At 62.5% G+C, this 19,754-nt stretch carries 19 protein-coding genes and 1 pseudogene; 2 read left to right on the forward strand and 18 right to left on the reverse strand.

Annotation, left to right across the window (positions count from 1 at the left end; translation table 11 throughout):
• Window positions 1-104: 104 nt before the first annotated feature.
• The 3 genes from ACM0PK_RS18230 to ACM0PK_RS18240 form a co-directional block, all read right to left on the reverse strand.
• On the reverse strand, window positions 105-779 hold the full coding sequence (locus ACM0PK_RS18230) for a hypothetical protein (protein ID WP_241899045.1): 675 nt from the start codon (window positions 777-779) through the stop codon (window positions 105-107).
• A 413-nt stretch (window positions 780-1,192) separates the two neighbouring features.
• A complete protein-coding gene (locus ACM0PK_RS18235; RefSeq protein WP_021204599.1) occupies window positions 1,193-2,284 on the reverse strand; it encodes a PA0069 family radical SAM protein in 1,092 nt (363 codons plus the stop codon).
• Between the two features lie 150 nt (window positions 2,285-2,434).
• Window positions 2,435-2,770, reverse strand: a complete 336-nt coding sequence (locus ACM0PK_RS18240; RefSeq protein ID WP_012478634.1) for a hypothetical protein — start codon at window positions 2,768-2,770, stop codon at window positions 2,435-2,437.
• A gap of 80 nt (window positions 2,771-2,850) precedes the next feature.
• Here ACM0PK_RS18240 and ACM0PK_RS18245 point away from each other — a divergent pair, with 80 nt between their 5' ends.
• Window positions 2,851-3,075 carry a helix-turn-helix domain-containing protein gene (locus ACM0PK_RS18245; protein WP_012478633.1) on the forward strand — a complete coding sequence of 75 codons (225 nt, stop codon included), beginning with the start codon at window positions 2,851-2,853 and terminating at the stop codon, window positions 3,073-3,075.
• Window positions 3,076-3,234: 159 nt separating this feature from the next.
• Here the strand turns inward: ACM0PK_RS18245 and ACM0PK_RS18250 are convergent.
• The 15 genes and pseudogenes from ACM0PK_RS18250 to dnaA all read right to left on the reverse strand — a co-directional run.
• Window positions 3,235-3,471 (reverse strand): annotated as a pseudogene (locus ACM0PK_RS18250) (radical SAM protein); the annotation flags it as partial.
• Window positions 3,472-3,596: 125 nt separating this feature from the next.
• Window positions 3,597-4,340: a pyridoxine 5'-phosphate synthase gene (locus tag ACM0PK_RS18255; protein WP_180885162.1), complete on the reverse strand. Its 744-nt coding sequence runs from the start codon at window positions 4,338-4,340 to the stop codon at window positions 3,597-3,599.
• 9 nt (window positions 4,341-4,349) lie between these two features.
• Entirely contained in the window at window positions 4,350-4,619 is a 270-nt protein-coding gene (locus tag ACM0PK_RS18260) for a hypothetical protein (protein ID WP_005421192.1), read from the reverse strand.
• A 40-nt stretch (window positions 4,620-4,659) separates the two neighbouring features.
• Window positions 4,660-6,120 carry a cardiolipin synthase gene (gene cls, locus ACM0PK_RS18265; protein ID WP_134972778.1) on the reverse strand — a complete coding sequence of 487 codons (1,461 nt, stop codon included), beginning with the start codon at window positions 6,118-6,120 and terminating at the stop codon, window positions 4,660-4,662.
• A 184-nt stretch (window positions 6,121-6,304) separates the two neighbouring features.
• Window positions 6,305-6,718 (reverse strand): ExbD/TolR family protein, encoded by a 414-nt coding sequence (locus ACM0PK_RS18270; RefSeq protein WP_005411740.1) that lies wholly within the window; start codon window positions 6,716-6,718, stop codon window positions 6,305-6,307.
• A gap of 3 nt (window positions 6,719-6,721) precedes the next feature.
• The gene (locus ACM0PK_RS18275; RefSeq protein WP_005421196.1) at window positions 6,722-7,147 is read right to left on the reverse strand and encodes an ExbD/TolR family protein; all 426 of its coding nucleotides are present in this window, start codon (window positions 7,145-7,147) and stop codon (window positions 6,722-6,724) included.
• 61 nt (window positions 7,148-7,208) lie between these two features.
• Window positions 7,209-7,970 carry a TonB-system energizer ExbB gene (exbB, locus tag ACM0PK_RS18280; protein WP_005411738.1) on the reverse strand — a complete coding sequence of 254 codons (762 nt, stop codon included), beginning with the start codon at window positions 7,968-7,970 and terminating at the stop codon, window positions 7,209-7,211.
• Window positions 7,971-8,064: 94 nt separating this feature from the next.
• Window positions 8,065-8,733, reverse strand: a complete 669-nt coding sequence (locus ACM0PK_RS18285; protein WP_005421199.1) for an energy transducer TonB — start codon at window positions 8,731-8,733, stop codon at window positions 8,065-8,067.
• 143 nt (window positions 8,734-8,876) lie between these two features.
• On the reverse strand, window positions 8,877-10,070 hold the full coding sequence (locus ACM0PK_RS18290) for a tetratricopeptide repeat protein (RefSeq protein ID WP_061480436.1): 1,194 nt from the start codon (window positions 10,068-10,070) through the stop codon (window positions 8,877-8,879).
• Window positions 10,071-10,202: 132 nt separating this feature from the next.
• Entirely contained in the window at window positions 10,203-11,009 is an 807-nt protein-coding gene (locus ACM0PK_RS18295; RefSeq protein ID WP_061480435.1) for a M48 family metallopeptidase, read from the reverse strand.
• 71 nt (window positions 11,010-11,080) lie between these two features.
• Window positions 11,081-11,929: a CPBP family intramembrane glutamic endopeptidase gene (locus ACM0PK_RS18300; protein ID WP_049417132.1), complete on the reverse strand. Its 849-nt coding sequence runs from the start codon at window positions 11,927-11,929 to the stop codon at window positions 11,081-11,083.
• 67 nt (window positions 11,930-11,996) lie between these two features.
• Window positions 11,997-14,456: a DNA topoisomerase (ATP-hydrolyzing) subunit B gene (gyrB, locus tag ACM0PK_RS18305; RefSeq protein ID WP_134971198.1), complete on the reverse strand. Its 2,460-nt coding sequence runs from the start codon at window positions 14,454-14,456 to the stop codon at window positions 11,997-11,999.
• Window positions 14,457-14,568: 112 nt separating this feature from the next.
• The gene (recF, locus tag ACM0PK_RS18310; protein ID WP_005421208.1) at window positions 14,569-15,663 is read right to left on the reverse strand and encodes a DNA replication/repair protein RecF; all 1,095 of its coding nucleotides are present in this window, start codon (window positions 15,661-15,663) and stop codon (window positions 14,569-14,571) included.
• A 987-nt stretch (window positions 15,664-16,650) separates the two neighbouring features.
• Window positions 16,651-17,751 (reverse strand): DNA polymerase III subunit beta, encoded by a 1,101-nt coding sequence (dnaN, locus tag ACM0PK_RS18315; RefSeq protein ID WP_005411731.1) that lies wholly within the window; start codon window positions 17,749-17,751, stop codon window positions 16,651-16,653.
• Between the two features lie 275 nt (window positions 17,752-18,026).
• Window positions 18,027-19,358 (reverse strand): chromosomal replication initiator protein DnaA, encoded by a 1,332-nt coding sequence (gene dnaA, locus ACM0PK_RS18320; RefSeq protein ID WP_061480432.1) that lies wholly within the window; start codon window positions 19,356-19,358, stop codon window positions 18,027-18,029.
• A 255-nt stretch (window positions 19,359-19,613) separates the two neighbouring features.
• On the opposite strand from dnaA, the gene rpmH reads away from it, so the two are divergent.
• Entirely contained in the window at window positions 19,614-19,754 is a 141-nt protein-coding gene (gene rpmH, locus ACM0PK_RS18325; RefSeq protein WP_005411729.1) for a 50S ribosomal protein L34, read from the forward strand.

A 19,754-nucleotide genomic window follows, 5' to 3' on the forward strand; every position in this document is an offset into this window, starting at 1 on the left:
TAAGCTTCTAAGCCTGAGTAAACGCATCGGTAGGTAGCTATCCATGGCGTGGGTCACAGGGTACCGGTTCGGGCTACGCCCCTCTGAAACTTTGCCCAACCACTTCACTTCCGTTGGATTGCTTCTGAGACCTCTACGGCCCAACGCGAGGTGTGGATGATCCTGGTCTCCTGCAGCTGCTCTTGAAGGATCTGGCGTTTGGTGAGCTGAGACACCGCCTCCCACTCGTTCCTGAAGATGTAAGTGGCATTGCCTGACTCGGGACTCTCGAACACGTATCGATTCCTTCCCGTGAACCCAAAAACGATGTACTCACTGAAACCGCCTAATCCGACTGCCATGAAGTCGGGCTCGTGACGAGTGATGGTCCGGATGCGCTGCTTAGCGACTGCGCGGTCGCTGTCGGTCAACTGCTTCAGATAACTATCCAATACCTGCATCGCTCTATCGAACGGGAACTTCCCCGGAGAGAGAATGCGCCAGTTGATCTTCTCGACCCTGACCGGCACCGCGAGGTCCGGGTCAACGATTTCGAAGTGTTGGAAGCATTCCAGGTAGATGTTGAGGAGGTTTGCAATGCTCTCTTCTGGCTCCGTCCGGTCAATGATCCTAGTAGCCATTGCGATACCACTGTCTGTATCTACAGCAGTGAGGAATTCACCAGGTGGTGCAACGTATTCCCTGGGATAGGTCTCATAGGATCTTGTCTGAGTACCGTGGTGAGTGTGTCCGTGCCAGTCCTTCCACGAGGTATTGATTGATCGAGACTTGGTGACCATCGGAAGGTCCTTTCGGATGATCTCTTTGCCTCGGGCATTGAATAACGTCGCGGGTCCTTCGGCGCTTGGCACAATGGAAGCGCCTGCGAGCGGAAGGTCGTCGAATCCCAGCATCGCCGCTTGGTGTTCTGTGAGTGGGCCGCTAAGAATGCGAAACTGTGGCAGCCGCTCAATCGTGCTTCGGTAGACTGATAAACCTCTCACTTGCTTGGGCATACGCTGGTCCTTTTCATGAGGAAGCGGGATAACCAAATATGTTTGGAAAGCCGTCTAAGCTTGCTGCGGAGGAGATGCTATTTCCTTTTCGGGGAGATGGTATCAGTACTCAGAAACCTAGGACGCTCTGTCCCTGTAGGCGCCGCTCGGACTGCATCCATAGCTTTGTACTGATGCTAGCCTCGTTTTCCGTTCGGCTAGAAAAGTTGCCCCTGTGGCGACTTGTCTTGGGGAGGTTGAAAAAGATGAGTGGCCAGCGCTGGCAGCCTAGTGAAACCGAGTTCACGATGCTTCTTTTCAAAGCGCTTCCGGATCAAGTCCGCTACAGGGCCAGTTCCGGACATCCTGGTGCCAAAGCTGGCGTCATACTCCTTTCCACCATGCATCTGTCGCATCAAGCTAAGCACGTGCGCAGCGCGGTCCGGATAGTGCAGCTCGAGCCATTCTCTCCAAATGTCCTTAATCTCGTTGGGTAGCCTGAGAAGCACGTAGCCTGCTGCCCGAGCGCCGTGTTCGTGAGCAGCCTCAAGGATGGCTTCTAGGTCATGGTCGGTGATCATGGGAATGACCGGCGCGATCAAAACCCCTACCGGTACTCCTGCCTCGTGCAGCTGATTCATTGCTCGCAGCCTTGCGTGGGGAGCAGCAGCTCGTGGTTCCAGTTTTGCAGATAGCTTCCTGTCGAGCGTGGTGACCGAGAAGTAGACCGTAACCAACCGATCCTTGGCCATCGACGCCAGCAGTTCGACGTCCCTGGTGATCAAGGCACTCTTGGTGACGAAGCTCACCGGATGCTTGGCATCAGCAAGCACCTCAAGGCATTGGCGTGTAATTTGGTAATTCCTTTCAATCGGCTGATAGCCGTCTGTGTTTATCCCCAACGCAATCGGGGTGCACTTGTAGTTCGACTTGCTAATTTCTGCTCTGAGGCGCTCCGGGGCATTTGTCTTTGCAAACAGGCGCGTCTCGAAGTCTAAGCCTGGTGAAAGGCTCAAGTAGGAGTGAGAAGGGCGAGCAAAACAGTAAACACAGCCATGCTCGCAGCCGCGGTACGGGTTGACCGACGCGCTAAAGCCAACGTCAGGGGATGAGTTGTGGCTGATCACTGTGCGCGCTCGCTCTTCCTGCACCTGAGTTCTCAGCGGTGGCGCGTCTTCCATCTCCTGGTAGACCGACTCCCAGCCGTCGTCGACTCCCACTGTTGCAGTGGTATCGAAACGGCTTGGGACACGCGATGCGGCCCCTCTGCCTTTGAGGGGAACTTGGGCCTTTCGAGCATCCTGTTCCATGGCGACAACTTGGGAAGGTCGGGCCGTTAGTATTATTGCTAACCACAGGCGCCGCAACACCGTGAAATTCAGCTAGCTGTAGGCCATACGGTCGTTTGGCGAGTAGGTTCTGCCCAGGCTTATCCACAGCTTCGGCTGGCAAGGCCTTTATCAGCTGCGTTGGCCATGGAGCGCTTTGGCTTCCGCCAAGAAGATCTGCATCAATGCCCGCGATCGACGTGTTGCTGCAGGCAGTGGAATGCCCAACTGTGCGCAGAGCGAAGTCGCATATGCCATCTGTGCACCCGTGGGCGGCTTGATGTCCCAATCCGTTAGCTGGGGGATGAGCTTTGAGAGCTCTTCTGCCAGGCGGTACTCAAAGCCTCTTGCTTGCCCTTCCTCTTCTTGCATTCGACGCATCTGCATAGCGACCTGCTCCCTGCCCATGGGAGAAAAGGGAAGCTCAAGAGTGAACTCCAGTTCCGGACATACGAGGTAAAAGTTCATGGGAGATGCAATTAGTACTTATAAGTAGACTACCTTTAGAGGCGTAGTCTTTAAAGTACTGGAACCACAAGCTGCTTCGTATGGTCGAGCATACGAACCAAGCGAAACTTGCAGATGTGATCCGCGCGCATCGCATTGATCTGGGTGTCAGCCAAGAAGCCTTTGCTGACCACATCCAGATGCACCGCGCCTACTACAGCAAGATCGAGCGTGGCGAAAAGAACCTCACTCTCGCTACCTTGGAGCGAGTTGCTAAAGGCATGGGTACCTCGATGTCGGCCCTGCTGCGCGCCGCAGGGCTCTAACACTCTTTGCAGACCACGAAGGTTGGCCAACCTCTCCAGGATGGGCGTGTTTGGCCGGCACTGCGCGGGGGATTGTGCCGATAGCAATGTGTTTACTGATTATTCTCTAACCTGTTGATCTATATGGATTTATCTAGTGAACAATCAGGGGGTATTGATACCATGCTCACAACCGCGATACGGATTCACCGACTGGCTGAAGCCGACGTCTGGCGAAGTGTTGCGGGTGATGATGCTGCGCGCGGTCTCGGCGCGCACCTCGGTGCGCAGGCGCGGCGCGAGGAACTCCTCGCTCTCATCGGTCGCCCAGCCGTCGTCCACCGCCTCGCTGACGGTGCTTTCGAAGCGTCCGGCGAGGTGGGACGTGGAACCTCGGCCCTTGATCGCAATACCCATTGCGGCAGGGTACGTCGCCACCGTCTCAATGGCTGCGACGGCTGTCTGAAGGGTTCAGGGCAAGTCTGAGCCGAGCGTGGGCTCGGCGCTGTAGAGCCGAGCCCATGCTCGGCTGCATCCATCGGTCAGAGCAGGGCCAGATAGCCCCGCACGGTGGCATCCAGCCCGTCATACAGTGCCTCGCCGATCAGCGCGTGGCCGATCGACACTTCCAGCACATCCGGCACCTGGGCCAGGAAGTCGCGCAGGTTGTCCTGTGACAGGTCATGGCCGGCATTCACTCCCAGCCCCACTGCCTGCCCCCGCCGCGCCGCAGTGGCGAACAGTTCGAGCATTGCCGCAGCGTCGCCCGCCGCATGCGCCTCTGCGTAGGGGCCGGTGTACAGCTCGATGCGGTCGGCACCAACCTCGGCGGCCTGCTCCAGCAACGGGTTGCCCGCATCAACGAACAGGCTGACCCGGCAGCCCATCGCCTTCAGTTGGGCAATCAACGGGCGCAAGCGCTCGGCGTCGCGTTCGAAGTCAAAACCGTGGTCGGAGGTGATCTGGCCATCGCCGTCGGGCACCAGGGTGGCCTGCGCCGGACGGGTCTGTTCGCACAGCGGCAGCAGCCCCGGGTACCCCTCGCGCGGGGGCGCAAATGGATTGCCCTCGATGTTGAATTCAACGCCACGGGCGCGGGTCAACGTGGACAGGGCCAGCACGTCCTCGGCGGTGATGTGGCGGCGGTCCGGCCGCGGATGCACGGTGATGCCATGCGCGCCGGCATCCAGGCAGGCCTGGGCGGCGCGCACCACGTCCGGTTCGGCACCGCCGCGCGAATTGCGCAGGACGGCGATCTTGTTGACGTTGACGCTGAGCTGGGTCATGGAACGGAACTACTTGGAAAGAGGGGACGGATCGTTGTCGTTGGCGTCATCGTTGCGGCGCGCCTGGGCCTGCTCGCGCAGGCGGCGCAGTTCCTCGGCATCGATCAGGGTGGCCGGGTCGCGCTGCAGGTCGCCGAAACGGGCCACGTAACGACCGCGTACCCAGGCCAGCAGGAAGCCGAGCGCAGCCAGCAGGCACAGGGTCATCAACCCCGCGCTTGGGGTCTTCAGCGCGAAGGCAAAGCAGCCCAGCGCCAGCAGCAGGTACAACCAGTACATAGTCGGGCTCCCCGGATGATCGCCGCAGTGTAGCGCTGCATCACAGCAGCGGCGAGGCCAGCCGGGCGAAGGCCTCGGGCAGGCGGTGCAGCCACAGCGAGCGCCCGGCCTGGTCATGCACCCGGGTGGCGCGATCGAATTCACCCTGCAGCAGCTCGGCCAGGGCCGCCACGCGGTCCCGGTCGCTGATCATCATCGACAGCTCGAAGTTCAGGCGGAAGCTGCGGTGGTCGAAGTTGGCACTGCCGACAATGCAGACGTCGTCGTCGGCGATGAACGCCTTGGTGTGCAGCATGCGCGGGCCGTACTCGTAGATCTTCACGCCGGCATGCAACAGTTCGTCGAAGTACGAGCGCGCGGCCTGGGTGACGAACCAGGAATCGCTCATTTTCGGTACCAGCAGGCGCACGTCCAGGCCGCCCAGCGCGGCCGAAGTCAGCGCCATCCGCGCCGCTTCACCCGGCACGAAATAGGGCGTCACCAGCCACACCCGCTCGTGCGCTTCCTGGATGGCGGCGACGTGCAGCCGGTGGATCGTCTCCCAGCCCGAATCCGGGCCGGAGACCAGTACCTGCGCGTTGATCGCGCCATCCCCGCGCAGCGGCATATCGGCCGGCCACAAGCGGGCGATATCCATCCGCGAGGGTTCCTGGCCACTGGCGTAGAGCCAGTCCTCGGCGAACACCAGCTGCAGACTGCGCACCACATGACCGCGGATGCGCATGTGCAGGTCGCGATAGGCGTCGGGCCTGCGGCTTTCGTCTTCCTCGTCGGTGATGTTGATGCCGCCAGTGAAGGCCAGGCGGCCATCGACAATCACCAGCTTGCGGTGCGTGCGCAGGTTCAGCCACGGGCGCTTGAACGGTTTCAGCAGCTGCCGTGGGTGGAACCAGATCGCTTCACCGCCAGCCTCGAGCAGGGGCTGCAGGAAACGGCGGGGCAGGGCGGATGAGCCCACCGCATCCAGCAGCAGGCGCACCTGCACACCGGCACGTGCGCGCTCGACCAGGGCATCGCGCAGGGCGGTGCCTGCGTGATCCGGATTGAAGATGTAGTACTCCAGATGGATGTGATCGTGCGCCTGTGCAACGGCTTCCAGCAAGGCCGCGTAGGTCGCCGCACCGTCCACCATCCAGGTCACTTCGGTGGCACTGCTTGGGGCCAGTCCGGTCGTGGCCTGGGCCACCTTGGCCAGTTCGGTGCAGTCCGAATCGGGCGGGCAGACATCGCTGTAGTGCTCCATGCCCGAGCGTGCACGGCCACGACGCAGCCGTTGCCGCTTCACCTTCTGCGGGCCCAGCAGGTAGTAGATGAAGAGCCCGAGATAGGGGAGCAGTGCCAACGAAAGGATCCAGCTCAGCGTGGCCACCGGCTCGCGCTTCTGCAACATGATCCAGCCCGCCAGCGCGAACAGGTACAGCAGGTAAGCCACCGCCAGGATCGTGCCGAGGTGGGCGATACCGTCGAGCCAATGGCGCAGGGAATCGAAGAGGGCAAGCATGCGCCGATCATAGCGGCGCATGCTGCCGGATGGGGTCAGATCCCTTTTCCGAAGGAAAGGCGATCTGACCCCATCCCATGTGCCAGGACGAGATCCCATGTGCCAGGACGAGAACAAAAAAAAACGCCCCTGTCTCCAGGGGCGTCTGCAGTCGCGTCATGACTGTTGTGTTGCGGTGTCGCGTTTACTGCTGCACAAAACCGATCTTCTTCATCTGAGCATTCTTCGCGGCGGCCAGAACCTTGGCCATCACGTCGTACTCGGAATCCGGGCTGGCGTCGATGCGCAGTTCCGGCTGGTTGGTCGGGTCACGCTGGACCTCCTGCTCCATCCGCTGCTGCAGCTCGCTGGTATTGATCGGGCTGTTGTTCCACGAGACCTGGTTGCTGGCGTCGATCTTCAGTTCGATCGGCGGCGGCGGTTCGACCAGCTGCGGCGGTGGGTTGAGCACGCGCTGCGGCAGGTCCACGGCGATCGGGTACGTCATGATCGGCGCGGTCACGATGAAGATGATCAGCAGAACCAGCATCACGTCCACGAGGGGCGTGACGTTGATGTCTGCCATGGGGCCCTTGCCACCACCACTACTGAATGCCATGGCTTATTGCCCCTTTTCTTTGGTCGCAACGAAGCCGACGTCCAGCATGCCCTGTTCCTGCGCGACCTTGGTCAGGTCGTTGATGACGCGCATCTTGGTGGTGCGGTCACCACGCAGGTTCAGCGGCGGCTGCGGGGTCTGCTGTGCGGCGGTCGCCAAGCGGGACTCGAGAGTCTGCTTGTTGATTTCTTCGTCGTTCCAGTAGATCGAGCCGTCTTCCTTGACTGCCAGCGTGATCGGGTTCGGACGCTTTTCAGCATCTTCCGGCTTCTGGATCAGGTTGGCTTCCGGCAGATCCACCTTGACCTTGTGGGACATCAGGGGCGCCGTGATGATGAAGATGATCAGCAGCACCAGCATCACGTCCACGAGGGGCGTAACGTTGATGTCGGCCATGGGGCCGCCGCTGTTACCACTACTGAAAGCCATAACGGGCTCCGTCTAGATCTTGGTGACTACTTACTTCGTCGCTGGGTGACGCGCGCCGCAATCAGCGGACGCGCGAACCGGTGGCGAAGAAGTCGTGCAGGTCGTGCGCGAAGGTATCGAACTTGCTGATGGTCGCGCTGTTGATCTTGCTGAAGAAGTTGAAGGCGAACACGGCCGGGATTGCGACGAACAGACCGATCGCGGTCATGATCAGCGCTTCACCCACCGGGCCGGCAACGGCGTCGATCGAAGCGGAGCCGGTGGCACCGATCTTGATCAGCGCGCCGTAGATGCCCCACACGGTACCCAGCAGACCGACGAACGGAGCGGTCGCGCCGACGGTGGCCAGCAGGGTCATGCCCGACTGCAGCTTGTTGCTTTCGCGGGTGACGGCCTGACGCAGAGCGCGGTCGACGAACTCCGAACGGCTCAGGTTCTCACCGACGCCGCCGGTAGCACCGCCTTCAGCGCGCTGGTGGTGGGCGGCTGCCTGGGCAGCGTCCAGGGCGATCTTCGAGAACGGCTCCGAAGCCGGCTGCTCTTCCATCGCACGGATGGCGTCCTGCGCGTTCGGGGTGTCCCAGAACAGGCTGACGACGCGATCAGCGGCACTCTTCAGGCGGGTGGCACGGAAGATGTTGATGACGGTCCAGTACCAGGACATGGCCGACATGGCGATCAGGGTCAGCAGCACGACCCAGGAAACCGCGAAATCACCCGGCTTGGTGGTCATTTCGTGGATCAGGTGCTCGAAGCCCATCTGCGACAGGGCGTTGGACGGATTGCCCCCGGCAGCAGCGGCGATGAAAATTTCCTGCAGCATGACGCTTACCTTTGTTGTGTGTGGTGATAAAGGGTGTAGCTAAGCTAAACAATCGAACCGGGAGCGGGGGTGGCCAGGCGGCCACCCGGGCGCATCAGTTCAGCGCAAAGTTGACCGGGACGCGAACGCGACCTGCCGTCTTCTTACCGCCTGCTTCAGCGGCGTTGAAGCGCCACTTGCGAGCCGCTTCCATCGCAGCACGGTCCAGGTCGCGGTTACGGCTGGACTTTTCCACCGTGACATTGGTGACGTTGCCGCTGGCATCGACATCAATGATCAGGATCACTTCGCCCTGGATACCTGCGCGGAAGGCTGCCGGCGGGTAGCGCGGCGGATTCATGGCCTTCGACGAGATGTCCACGCTGGCCTCGATCGAGGTCGGCGGTGCCGGCGGCGCCGGAGGCGACGGCGGGGTGACGATATCGTTCGGGCGCGGCTCCGGTACGTCGACAACCGGCGCCTGCGGCGGCGGCGGTACGGGCGACGGCTTCGGCGGCGACAGATTCTTCACCGGCGGTGGCGGAGTATCCTGCGGCGGCGGCGGCGGCGGCGGCGGTGGGGGCGGCGGCGGCGCGTCGACGATGGTCACCATGACGTTGCGCTCCTTCTCCGCGACGGCCTTGGGAGCCACGGCGGGAATCAGGAGCATCATGAAGGCGGCCAGATGCAGGGCAATTACAAACGCGATGCCGACGATGCGAGGCCAGCTCAGCCCCTTGTCATCGGGTTGTTCGTACCGGTGAACGACTAGTTGTTCCGTCATGCGCCAAGAGCTCAATAGTGGGGCCGGAATCCCGGGGGCGGGATCCCTGATCAGCGGTGCATGACACCGCAGGAACCTCCAAGCTTATACCAATCCTGAGCGCCTGCGCATCAACTGAGCAGGCATTCAGGCGTTATTCCTACTTACTTCAGGTTGATGATTTTTTTGGCATCAGCCTGGTTCTTCACGCCCTTCGCCAGCGCCTGCTGGGCGGCCTGCTTGGCCTCGGGGACGCGACCTTCGGCATGCAGGACGCGTGCCAGGTTCAGGTAGGTCTCACCGTCCTTGGAGAGCGGGGCGGCCTTCTGCCACGCATCGATCGCCTGCGGCACCTGGTCGGAGTAGTAGTAGGACTGGGCCAGCGCCAGGTAGACCTGGTAATCCGGCTTCAGGATGCCCTTCTGCAACCCTTCGTTGATGACCGCAATGACGTCCTTTTCCTTGTTCTCGGTGTTGGCATAGATCGAGTACAGCTGCTTGTACTCGCGCTCTTCGGTGAGCTGGCCGCTGCTGCGCAGCTTGTCCATCACCGCGGCGGCCTTCGGCATCTGGTCAGCCTGCATGTACATGTTGGCCAGATTCAGCTGGGCCTTCTTGTCCGACGGGTTCTTGGCCGCCAGCGCTTCTGCGGCCTGCACGGCCTCACCGGTCTGGCCGGCTTCGGAAAGGGCCGCCATCAGCAGCTGGTTCCAGTTGTCCTTCGGCTCGGCAGCGCCCGCGATGGCCTGCTTCAGCACCGGGATCGCTTCCTGGTAGCGCTCCAGCTGGTACAGTGCCTGGCCCTTGGCAATCAGCTCTTCCGGCTTGGTCGACTTGCTCTCGGCGAAGTACTTGTCCAGGGTGGCCAGGCCTTCGGCAGTCTGGTCTTCCTGCAGCTGCAGCTGGCCCAGCATCAGCATCGACTGGAAGTGGCCGTTGTTGTCCAGGCCGTTGAACTGGATGACCTGCTTCAGGTAGGCGATGGCGGCCGGGGTATCGTCGGTCTGGTAGGCGGCCTGTGAGGCCAGCTGCGCGGCCAGCGACTTGTCGTACTCGTTGGAGGCGCTGTCAGCCAGGATCGCGTCAGCCTGCGTGCGCGTCTCCGGGAACTTTTCCTTGTTGTAGCTGTCGATCATTTTCTGCAGCTTGCTGCCCATCTTGGCCGAGGCCTTGACGGTCGGCTCCTGGCGGGTCGCATTCGGGTACAGCGGTTCGGCCTTGGCCTGCTTGCTGCTGCCGCCGCGGCTGCCACGGTCGGAGGAACGCGAGGACTGCGCGAAGGCATCGGTGACCACGGCGCCGGTCAGGGCGGTCGCGACGAGGACGGAAAGCACAGCTTTGTGGTTACGGAAAATCATCGTTCACCTCGATCGAACCGCCGGATAGCGGCAAAGTCGGACTGTCAGAAAAATCTGAGCCGCCAAACGTATCAGAAACAGATGGCGTGAGAAATCGTTTTATGTGCTGCAATACAGCATAGAACTGCGCACTCATCCGCACTTTGGCCGCAGCCCGGCCGCCTGCGCCTGCTGATAGACCGGCGCCAGGCCCGGTGCGTCACGTCGCAGCTCCTGGATCCGGTTGGCCGGATCGGGGTGGGTGGACAGCCATTGCGGGCTGCGACCACCACTGGCGGCCATCATGTTCTGCCACAGATCGACCGCCTGCGCCGGGTTGAAACCGGCCTGGGCCATCAGCCGCTGGCCGATGACATCGGCCTCGCTTTCCTGGGTCCGCGAGCCTGGCAGCAGAAAGGCCGCCTGCGCACCCATGCCGCCCAACTGGTTGACCGTACTGGCGGCACCATCGCCATAGGCGGCACCGGCCAGCGCGCCCAGCACGGCCAGGCCGGTCTGCGCGCCCATCTGCCGGGTAATGCGTTCCTCGTGGTGACGGGCGATCACGTGGCCGATCTCATGACCGATCACGGCAGCCAACTGGTCCTGGTTCCTGGCAACGGTGAAGATGCCGGTGTTCACGCCCACTTTGCCGCCGGGCAGGGCAAATGCGTTGGGTTCCTTGTCGACGAATACGGCAGTCTCCCACCGTACCCCACGGTACTGGGGTGGCAACTGCGCCACCAGCGCGTTGACCACGCACTGCACGTAGCCGTTCTGGCGGCCATCGGTGCTGATCTTCTCTTTCTGCTTGGTCTCGGCAAACGCCTGCGCACCGAGCTGGTCAAGCTGTGCCTGCGACACGCCGCCCACCATCTGCCGTCGTCCGGTTGGCGAGGTGGTGGTCGCACAGGCACTGACCACGGTGGTGATGACTAGAGCCAGCAGCAGTTGTTTCATGGGTCCGCCCCCGTGTTCATGTGCGCAGTGTGTAGCGTACCTGCTTAATCTTTCGTCAAGCGGGCACGGCGTTACGTTGACCCCAGGAACACCATTGCGGCGAGCGCGACCGCGTTGTTCAGCGCATGCGCGGCAATCGCCGCCCACAGAGTGCCGGTGCGGCGGTACAGCCAGCAGAAGGCGGCGCCCATGCCACCGTACACCAGCCACAGCTGCGCCATGCCCAGCAGCGAGTTCTTGCTGACACCGGGCACTTCATGGACCAGGGCGAACGCCAGGCTGCTGAGGATCAGGCCCAGCCAGGGGCGGCCGGCCTGCCACAGGCGCCCGAACAGGACGCGGCGGAACAGCAGCTCTTCGTAGGCGGGGGCGAGGACGACCGCAAACAGCACCAGGAACAGCGGGAAGCGAGCGATTGCGCTCTGCATCAGTTCCACGTTGGTGGGCACCGGCTCGATGCCGAACTGCTTGGAAAGGAAGGCGATGCCGTTGCTGCCGAGCACGATCAGCGTGGCCACCAGCAGGGTCCAGCCCCAGGTGGACGGCCGCAGCAACGCCTGTCGCGACGCCATGCGTTCGCCGGCGTTTGCCGGGCGTCGCCAGAAGTACAGCAGCAGCGCGGCGCCACCGGTGGCGATCAGGGCCATCAGGATCTGCGCCAGGGCACCGGGCTGGCCCACTGCCGCGCCGACGGCGTCAGGTGTCAGTCCACCGCCATTGGCCTCGGCGTTGGCGCGGCTGACCACGATTGCACGGTAGAAGCCCCAGAACAGGCCGGTGACCATGCTCAGGCCGACCAGGGTAACGGCGGCGATGCCCAGGTCGATGAAGAAGCCTGCCAACGGTGCCACGGCGCGCGGTGGGGCAGACACCGGCGGAACCGGAGGCGGGGCGGCGGAGACCGGGGTGGATGCGGACATCAGGTACCTGTGTTCAAGGGACGAAGGCCGGTGCAGCTCCCCGCGCACCGGCCAGGTCCCGATTGTGTCAGATATCCAGGTTGGCGACCTTCAGCGCATTGTCTTCGATGAAGTCGCGACGCGGCTCGACGACATCGCCCATCAGGGTGCTGAAGATCTGGTCGGCAGCGACCGCATCCTCGATGCGCACCTGCAGCAGGCGACGGGTCTCCGGGTTCACCGTGGTATCCCACAACTGCTCCGGATTCATTTCACCCAGACCCTTGAATCGCTGGATCTGGCGGCCGCGCTTGGCCTCCTCGAGCAGCCAGTTCTGCGCCTTCGCGAAGCTGTCGACTTCGATCGACTTGGCGCCGCGGGAAATCGTTGCACCTTCGCGCACCAGGCCGTGCAGCAGCTTGGAGGCCTGGTGGATCGCACGCAGTTCGCCACTCTCGAACGCCGACATCGGCAGCACCTGGATGTGCTCCTCGCCCATGTGGCGACGGGTCACCAGCACGGCGGCCGGGCGCTCGTCGTTGGCTTCCTGCAGTTCCAGGCTGAAACGCGGGCTGCCCAGGCTGCCCTGGTTGAGGCGCTTGGCCAGCGCATCCAGGCCTTCGCCTTCGCCCGCATTGCGCAGGCTGTCCATGTCCATCGGCACGAAATCGACCAGCGCTTCGAGCAGGTTGCGGTCATAACGGTGCGCGTTGCGTTCGATGGAATCGAGCGCGGCGGCGTAGGCCAGCAGCAGCTTCTCCAGCGCCAGGCCTTCGATGCCGGGCTCGCCGGTGGCCGGCACCAGTGAAGCGTTTTCCACTGCGCTGCTGGCCAGGTAGCTGTCCAGCGCCGGGTCATCCTTCAAGTACAGCTCCTGCTTGCCCTGCTTGATCTTGTACAGCGGCGGCAGGCCGATGTAGACGTAACCGCGCTCGATCAGCTCCGGCATCTGACGGTAGAAGAACGTCAGCAGCAGGGTGCGGATGTGGGCGCCGTCGACGTCGGCGTCGGTCATGATGATGATCTTGTGGTAGCGCAGCTTGTCCGGGTTGTACTCGTCGCGGCCGATGCCGGTACCCAGTGCGGTGATCAGCGTACCGACCTGGTCGGAGGACAGCATGCGGTCGAAGCGCGCGCGTTCCACGTTGAGAATCTTGCCGCGCAGCGGCAGCACCGCCTGGTTCTTGCGGTTGCGGCCCTGCTTGGCCGAGCCACCTGCCGAGTCACCCTCGACGATGAACAGTTCGGACAGCGCCGGGTCCTTTTCCTGGCAGTCGGCCAGCTTGCCCGGCAGGCCGGCGATGTCCAGCGCGCCCTTGCGGCGGGTCAGGTCGCGGGCCTTGCGCGCAGCTTCACGCGCACGCGCGGCATCGACGATCTTGCCGGCGATCGCCTTGGCTTCGTTCGGGTTTTCCTGCAGGAACTCTTCCAGGCGCGCACCGAAGGCGTTTTCCACCGCCGGACGCACGTCGGAGCTGACCAGCTTCTCCTTGGTCTGGCTGGAGAAGCTCGGGTCCGGCACCTTCACCGACAGCACCGCGATCATGCCTTCGCGCATGTCGTCGCCGGTCAGGTTGATCTTGGCCTGCTTGGCGATGCCGTTCTGCTCGATGTAGTTACTGAGCACGCGGGTCAACGCACCGCGGAAACCGGCGAGGTGAGTACCGCCGTCCTTCTGCGGGATGTTGTTGGTGAAGCAGTACATCGTCTCCTGGTAGGAGTCGGTCCACTGCAGCGCCACCTCCACGACGATGCCGTTGTGCTCGCCGGTGACGGAGATGACATTCGGGTGCAGCGGGGTCTTCAGCTGGGCCAGATGCTCCACGAAGCTGCGGATGCCGCCTTCGTAGTGGAAGTCATCGCGACGGCCGTCGCCGCGCTCGTCGGCAAGAACGATCTTGACGCCGGAGTTCAGGAACGACAACTCGCGCAGACGGCGGGCCAGGATGTCGTAGTGGAATTCCACGTTGTCGTGGAAGGCGACGGTGGACGGCCAGAAGCGCACGGTGGTGCCACGCTTGGTGGTGGCTTCCAGCTTGGCGAGCGGGGTCACGGCCGCGCCGTTGCTGAATTCCTGCTGGTAGTGGGAGCCGTTCTGGAACACGTCCACCAGCAGCTTCTGCGACAGCGCGTTGACCACGCTGACGCCGACGCCGTGCAGGCCGCCGGAAACCTTGTAGCTGTTGTCGTCGAACTTGCCGCCTGCGTGCAGGACGGTCATCACCACCTCGGCGGCGGAGACCTCGCGACCGAGCTTGGCGCTCATCTGCTCGTGCTTGCCGGTCGGAATGCCGCGGCCGTTGTCGGACACCGAGACCGAGCCGTCAGCGTGGATCGTCACCGCGACATGGTCGGCGTGGCCGGCCAGCGCTTCGTCAATCGAGTTGTCGACAACCTCGAACACCATGTGGTGCAGACCGGTGCCGTCATGCACGTCACCGATGTACATGCCGGGTCGCTTGCGGACAGCCTCCAGGCCTTCCAGGGCGGTAATGCTGTTGGCGTCGTAATTGCCGTTGTTTGCCGGGGTGTTCTGTTCGTCGCTCATTGCGCTTGCCGTAGGCTCCGCAGGTCGGGCACCGCTTGGGGCGATGTGCCGAGAATGAAAGGATTCCAACCCGAATTATACCAGCCGGGGTCGAGTGGCCCTGATGTGCCCACTATGGCACAGCCACGATCTGTGCATGTTCCACGTGGAACCGGGCGATCTGGGTCAATTCCTGCAGGGCCGCCGGAGGCTCAGTAGCGGTGACGAAGATCTGCGCCGGGCCGGTGAGCAGGCGCTCCAATACCCGCGCCTGGTGGGTCCGATCCAGTTCGGAGGCCAGATCGTCCAGTGCGATCACCGGCCATTCGCCGCGCTGTTCTGCATAGTCCTCGGCCTGCGCCAGCAGGCACGCCAATGCGGTCAGCTTGGCCTGACCGCGTGACAATGCATCGCGACCAGGAATGCTGTGGAAATCCACGCTCCAGTCCGCCCGGTGCGGCCCAACCGAGGTGTACCCGGCCTGGCGGTCACGATCCCGGGCCAGAAGCAGAGCATCTGCCAGGGGAAGCTCATGCCGACGCCAGCCCGGACTGAGTTCCAGGGCCTGGATGCCGAGTTGCGGCGCCAAACTGGCAGCCAGCGCCACGGCACGCTGCTGCAGCCGCTCCAGGTAGTGCTGACGCCGGCTGGTAAGGGGCTCTCCGGCCTCAGCCAACTCGTGATCCCAGGTGTCCAGCATCCGCGACGGGCCGCCCTGCTTGAGCAGAGCATTGCGCTGCTTCAGCGCCCTTGAATAGCGGCGCCACAAGGACAGGAAATCAGGTTCCACGTGGAACAAACCCCAATCCAGGAAGCGACGGCGGGGCTCGCCACCGCCGCTGACCAGCGCATGGCTGCCGGGCTCGAACGTCACTACCGCCAGCGCTGCGCAGAGGTTGCCGAGCTGAGCCACATCTTCACCGTCCAATCGTCCCTTCCAGTCCTGCCCACTGTGGCGCAGGCCGGCCTTTCGGCGATGCGGCGCGTGGTCGGCACGCTGTTCGTCCCATTCCACGAAGATCTCCAGCGCCTCCTGGCCCTGGCGCACCAGTCCATCGCGAACCCTGCCGCGGAAGCTCCGGCCATAGGCCATCAGATGCAGGGCCTCCAGCACGCTGGTCTTGCCGGCACCGTTGTCGCCAGTGAGCAGGTTCAGCCCCGGCTGGGGCAAGAGATCCACCGCACTGAAGCGACGCAGTTGGTGCAAGGCGAGGCGGCGGATAAGCATGGGGCGCGAACGACCATCCGCTCGAGGCGGTAGAGGGGAAGGGAATCCATCAGCTTACTGCATCGGTCAAGCCGGACGCGCTGCACCCGCATCGATGCGGAGCAGAAGCTCCCGCGCACCAACTGATCGCGGGTTCCACGTGGCACCGGTTCACCGGCATGCCCGTTTCCAGCTCCGGACGCAGCTGAAATTCCTTCAATTCTGCACAGGGTTGCGGGGCGTGGCCCGCCAGATTTCAACGATTTCAGGACCACTGCCGCAGGTGTTTGATGAGCGCTTGCCCGGCCGGGTGAGCGGGCGGGCGACCGGATTCCTCCAAATCTGAGATCCGATGCCCTGGGAGGTTCCACAGATTTCAAAGAATCCGGACCATTCGTTTCACGCTGTCCACAGCGGGACTGTATGACTTATACACAAGGTATGGGCAATTTGTGGATAAAAAAGCCCTTCTGCCTGGGTCTGGAAACTATCCACAGGTTCCCCCCCAGCCTGAGGCGCCTCTATACAGGGGGTTTCACCCTCATAAATTCCTTTTAAATCATGCAGATAACACATTTTTCCACGAAATCTGGCTCTACCATCACCACCATGCTTTAGATTTATACCCAGATTTAGAAGCTAGGCTTGGCCCGATCTGTCCCGAATGGGTCCTGTGGACAGAGAGGATTTCAGGAACAGCGAGCACGGTCGCCGCAGCGTGGATGCGCTTCGGCATCCGACCAGACAGGTCCATAGCAACTGCGTTGAGACCCCAGGTATCGGCCCCGATCAAACATGATTCGGAGGCAGTCCCTGGCATCGACTCAAAGTCCCGTCGCCAGTTCGGCCTGGGAAGCAAAGCGCACGCAACCGGGTCCATCAAGGAAGATGCTGTCCGTTCGAAATCCGTGCTGGAAAGGGTTCAGCCCGATGATCCACGTGGAACGTAAAAAAAACGCCCGGGAAAATCCCGGGCGTCGTTCGGTTCCACGTGGAACAGCGCTGCTGTCAGAGACGCAGCGGCATCACCACGTGACGCGACTTCTCGCTGCTGGACTCACGCACCAGCGCCGAGGAGTTGGAGTCGCGCAGCTGGATGATGACTTCCTCATCGCGCAGGGCGGAGAGGGCATCCAGCAGGTAGTTCACGTTGAAGCCGATGGCCAGATCGCTGACCGTGGTATCGGCTTCGATCTCTTCCTGGGCTTCCTCCTGCTCCGGGTTGTGCGCGCTGATCTTCAGGTTGCCCGGCGACACTTCCACGCGGATGCCGCGGTACTTCTCGTTGGACAGGATCGCAGCGCGCTGCAGCGAGGCGCGCAGCGCTTCACGATCAACCTTCACTTCACGGTCGGCACCGATCGGAATCACCGCTTCGTAATCCGGGAAGCGGCCGTCGATCAGCTTGGAGGTGAAGGTGACATCGTCGCGCTTGACGCGGACGTGGCTGCGGCCGACTTCCAGCTCGATCTCGCGATCACCGCTTTCCAGCAGACGCTGCAGTTCGGTCACGCCCTTGCGCGGCACGATGATCTGGCGCTTGGAGCCGCTCGGCTTGGCCAGGTCGGTTTCACACAGCGCCAGACGGTGGCCGTCGGTGGCAACGGTACGCAGGGCGTCACCGCGCAGATCGAACAGCAGGCCATTGAGGTAATAGCGCACGTCCTGCTGCGCCATCGCGAACGCGGTGCGCTCGATGAGCTCCTTCAGGGTCGCTTCACCGATGGCCACGCGCTCAGTGGCTTCCACTTCGTCCACCGACGGGAAGTCATTGGAGGGCAGGGTGGCCAGGGTGAAGCGGCTGCGACCGGCCTGCACGGTGATCTTGTCACCGGTCTGCGAGACGGTAATCCGGCTGCCGTCGGGCAGGGCGCGGATGATCTCGAACAGCTTGCGGGCGGGAATGGTGGTTTCGCCGTCCTGGGCGTCTTCAACCGCGATCCGCGACACCATCTCCACTTCCAGGTCGGTACCGGTCAGCGACAGCTGGCCGTTCTGCACCTGGACCAGGAAATTGGCCAGAACCGGAAGGGTCTGGCGGCGTTCGACCACGTTGACGACCTGTGCCAACGGCTTGAGAAAGGCTTCGCGCTGCAGTGTGAAACGCATGTGGTTCCGTGCCCCTATGCTTTAAAAAATGTGGAATAAATCAAAAGCTTGGTGGTGCTGGTAGAGACAGAATCGCTGGAAAACAATGCTAAGTCTTTGTAAATAAAGGAGTTTCAGGCATCGAAACCCTCTGTATTACCGACCCCCAAGGGGTGGGGAAAGCTGTGGATAAATTCGACGGGATTTCAGACGCCATTTTTATCCACAACGTGTCCCGCGCTTGCTACCGGATTCTGCACCGTTTTGTGCGATGACGCCTCATCGGCATCCGTGCATCATTCGCTCAGCTTCCGGATCAGCTTGTCCCAGTCTTCGCGGAGCTTGCCGTCGGTTTCCATCAGGGTCCGGATCTGGCGGCAGGCATGCAGCACCGTGGTGTGATCGCGACCGGCAAAGGCGTCGCCGATCTCGGGCAGGCTGTGCTCGGTCAGTTCCTTGGTCAGGGCCATGGCGACCTGGCGGGGGCGAGCGAGCGAGCGGGTCCGACGCTTCGACAGCAGATCCTTGATCTGCAGGCCGTAGTAGTCGGCAACGGTTTTCTGGATGTTGGGAATGCTGATCGCCTGCTGCTGGGCGCGCAGCAGGTCGCGCAGGGTTTCCTGAGCGAATTCGGTGGTGATCGCGCGGCCGGTGAAGTTGGCGCGGGCGGTCAGGGTATTGAGCGCGCCCTCGAGGTCGCGCACGTTGGAGCGCATCTTCTTGGCGATCAGGAACGCAACATCATCGGGAATCTCGGCACCGCGTTCGCGCGCCTTGGCCAGCACGATCGCGGCGCGGGTCTCGAAGTCCGGCGGTTCGATCGCGACCGACAGGCCCCAGGCAAGCCGCGACTTCAGGCGCGCTTCCAGGCCTTCGACCTCGCGCGGATAGCGGTCACAGGTCAGGATGATCTGCTGCTTGCCATCGAACAACGCGTTGAAGGTGTGGAAGAACTCTTCCTGCGTGCGGTCCTTGCCGGCGAAGAACTGGATGTCATCGATCAACAGCGCGTCCACCTGCTGGAACTGGCGCTTGAACTGATCCATGGTTTTTTCCTGCAGGGCCCGGATCATGGCGCTGAAGAACTGTTCCGAACGCAGGTACAGCACCTTCGCGACTGGATTGGCCTGGCGCATCGCGTTGCCGGCGGCGAACATCAGGTGGGTCTTGCCCAGGCCGGTGCCTCCGTACAGCAGCAGCGGGTTGTGGGCCCGGTCGCCCGGCTTCTGCGCTGCCTGGAAGGCAGCGGCCAGGCCCAGCTGGTTGCTGCGCCCTTCGACGAAGTTGGCGAAGGTGTAGTGATTGTCCAGATTGCCGGCAAACGGCACCTGCGGTTCGCTGGACACAGGCGCCGACGACGTGGAAACCGGCGCGTTCTGCGCCTCCACGGGGCGCGGGCGCGAGCCGATTTCAAGAAAAACGTCGCTGAAACCGGCGAAGTGAGCCAGCAGTTCGCGGATCCGGGCCAGGTACAGCTCGCGGACCTGGTCGACGATGAAGGCATTCGGTGCATACAGCACCAGGCTGTCCACGCGCAGATCGGCCTGCAGCGGCTTCAACCAGGTATGAACGTCTTCCGGCGGGAACTCCGCTTCGAGGCGCTCGAGACTACGGGACCAAGCATCCATCAGCAATAATCGTCCGGTGGCCGGGGCATGGACGCGACAAGGCGCCCAAACACAGGCCGGAAAGGGGGGAAATGGATGGCTCAGACTACCACCGAGCGCCCGCCTTCGGAATGCTTGTCCCCTACTTATTCACAAAAACATCCACAGCTATTGCACAGCCCGGTGAATTCGCGTAGTCCCCAGGGGTTGACGTGAGGGGGGAGACCTCTCTAGAATTTCCGGTTCTTTCCGTCCCATTCATACGAGAGGCCCCCAATGGCCACGAAGCGCACCTACCAGCCCAGCAACCTCAAGCGTAAGCGCGACCACGGCTTCCGTGCCCGTATGAAGACCGCTGACGGCCGCAAGATCCTGTCGCGTCGCCGCGCCAAGGGCCGCAAAGTCCTGAGCGCCTGA

Origin of the sequence: Stenotrophomonas sp. FR010 (assembly GCF_047520755.2) — a bacterium.
Classification (GTDB): Bacteria; Pseudomonadota; Gammaproteobacteria; order Xanthomonadales; family Xanthomonadaceae; genus Stenotrophomonas; species Stenotrophomonas sepilia.

What these genes read in the sequence shown, in the direction of transcription:
- ACM0PK_RS18230 (WP_241899045.1), bottom strand. Translation starts at nt 779, where the DNA reads ATGGTCACCAAGTCTCGATCAATCAATACCTCGTGGAAGGACTGGCAC.
- ACM0PK_RS18235 (WP_021204599.1), bottom strand. Translation starts at nt 2,284, where the DNA reads ATGGAACAGGATGCTCGAAAGGCCCAAGTTCCCCTCAAAGGCAGAGGG.
- ACM0PK_RS18240 (WP_012478634.1), bottom strand. Translation starts at nt 2,770, where the DNA reads ATGAACTTTTACCTCGTATGTCCGGAACTGGAGTTCACTCTTGAGCTT.
- ACM0PK_RS18245 (WP_012478633.1), top strand. Translation starts at nt 2,851, where the DNA reads ATGGTCGAGCATACGAACCAAGCGAAACTTGCAGATGTGATCCGCGCG.
- ACM0PK_RS18255 (WP_180885162.1), bottom strand. Translation starts at nt 4,340, where the DNA reads ATGACCCAGCTCAGCGTCAACGTCAACAAGATCGCCGTCCTGCGCAAT.
- ACM0PK_RS18260 (WP_005421192.1), bottom strand. Translation starts at nt 4,619, where the DNA reads ATGTACTGGTTGTACCTGCTGCTGGCGCTGGGCTGCTTTGCCTTCGCG.
- cls (WP_134972778.1), bottom strand. Translation starts at nt 6,120, where the DNA reads ATGCTTGCCCTCTTCGATTCCCTGCGCCATTGGCTCGACGGTATCGCC.
- ACM0PK_RS18270 (WP_005411740.1), bottom strand. Translation starts at nt 6,718, where the DNA reads ATGGCATTCAGTAGTGGTGGTGGCAAGGGCCCCATGGCAGACATCAAC.
- ACM0PK_RS18275 (WP_005421196.1), bottom strand. Translation starts at nt 7,147, where the DNA reads ATGGCTTTCAGTAGTGGTAACAGCGGCGGCCCCATGGCCGACATCAAC.
- exbB (WP_005411738.1), bottom strand. Translation starts at nt 7,970, where the DNA reads ATGCTGCAGGAAATTTTCATCGCCGCTGCTGCCGGGGGCAATCCGTCC.
- ACM0PK_RS18285 (WP_005421199.1), bottom strand. Translation starts at nt 8,733, where the DNA reads ATGACGGAACAACTAGTCGTTCACCGGTACGAACAACCCGATGACAAG.
- ACM0PK_RS18290 (WP_061480436.1), bottom strand. Translation starts at nt 10,070, where the DNA reads ATGATTTTCCGTAACCACAAAGCTGTGCTTTCCGTCCTCGTCGCGACC.
- ACM0PK_RS18295 (WP_061480435.1), bottom strand. Translation starts at nt 11,009, where the DNA reads ATGAAACAACTGCTGCTGGCTCTAGTCATCACCACCGTGGTCAGTGCC.
- ACM0PK_RS18300 (WP_049417132.1), bottom strand. Translation starts at nt 11,929, where the DNA reads ATGTCCGCATCCACCCCGGTCTCCGCCGCCCCGCCTCCGGTTCCGCCG.
- gyrB (WP_134971198.1), bottom strand. Translation starts at nt 14,456, where the DNA reads ATGAGCGACGAACAGAACACCCCGGCAAACAACGGCAATTACGACGCC.
- recF (WP_005421208.1), bottom strand. Translation starts at nt 15,663, where the DNA reads ATGCTTATCCGCCGCCTCGCCTTGCACCAACTGCGTCGCTTCAGTGCG.
- dnaN (WP_005411731.1), bottom strand. Translation starts at nt 17,751, where the DNA reads ATGCGTTTCACACTGCAGCGCGAAGCCTTTCTCAAGCCGTTGGCACAG.
- dnaA (WP_061480432.1), bottom strand. Translation starts at nt 19,358, where the DNA reads ATGGATGCTTGGTCCCGTAGTCTCGAGCGCCTCGAAGCGGAGTTCCCG.
- rpmH (WP_005411729.1), top strand. Translation starts at nt 19,614, where the DNA reads ATGGCCACGAAGCGCACCTACCAGCCCAGCAACCTCAAGCGTAAGCGC.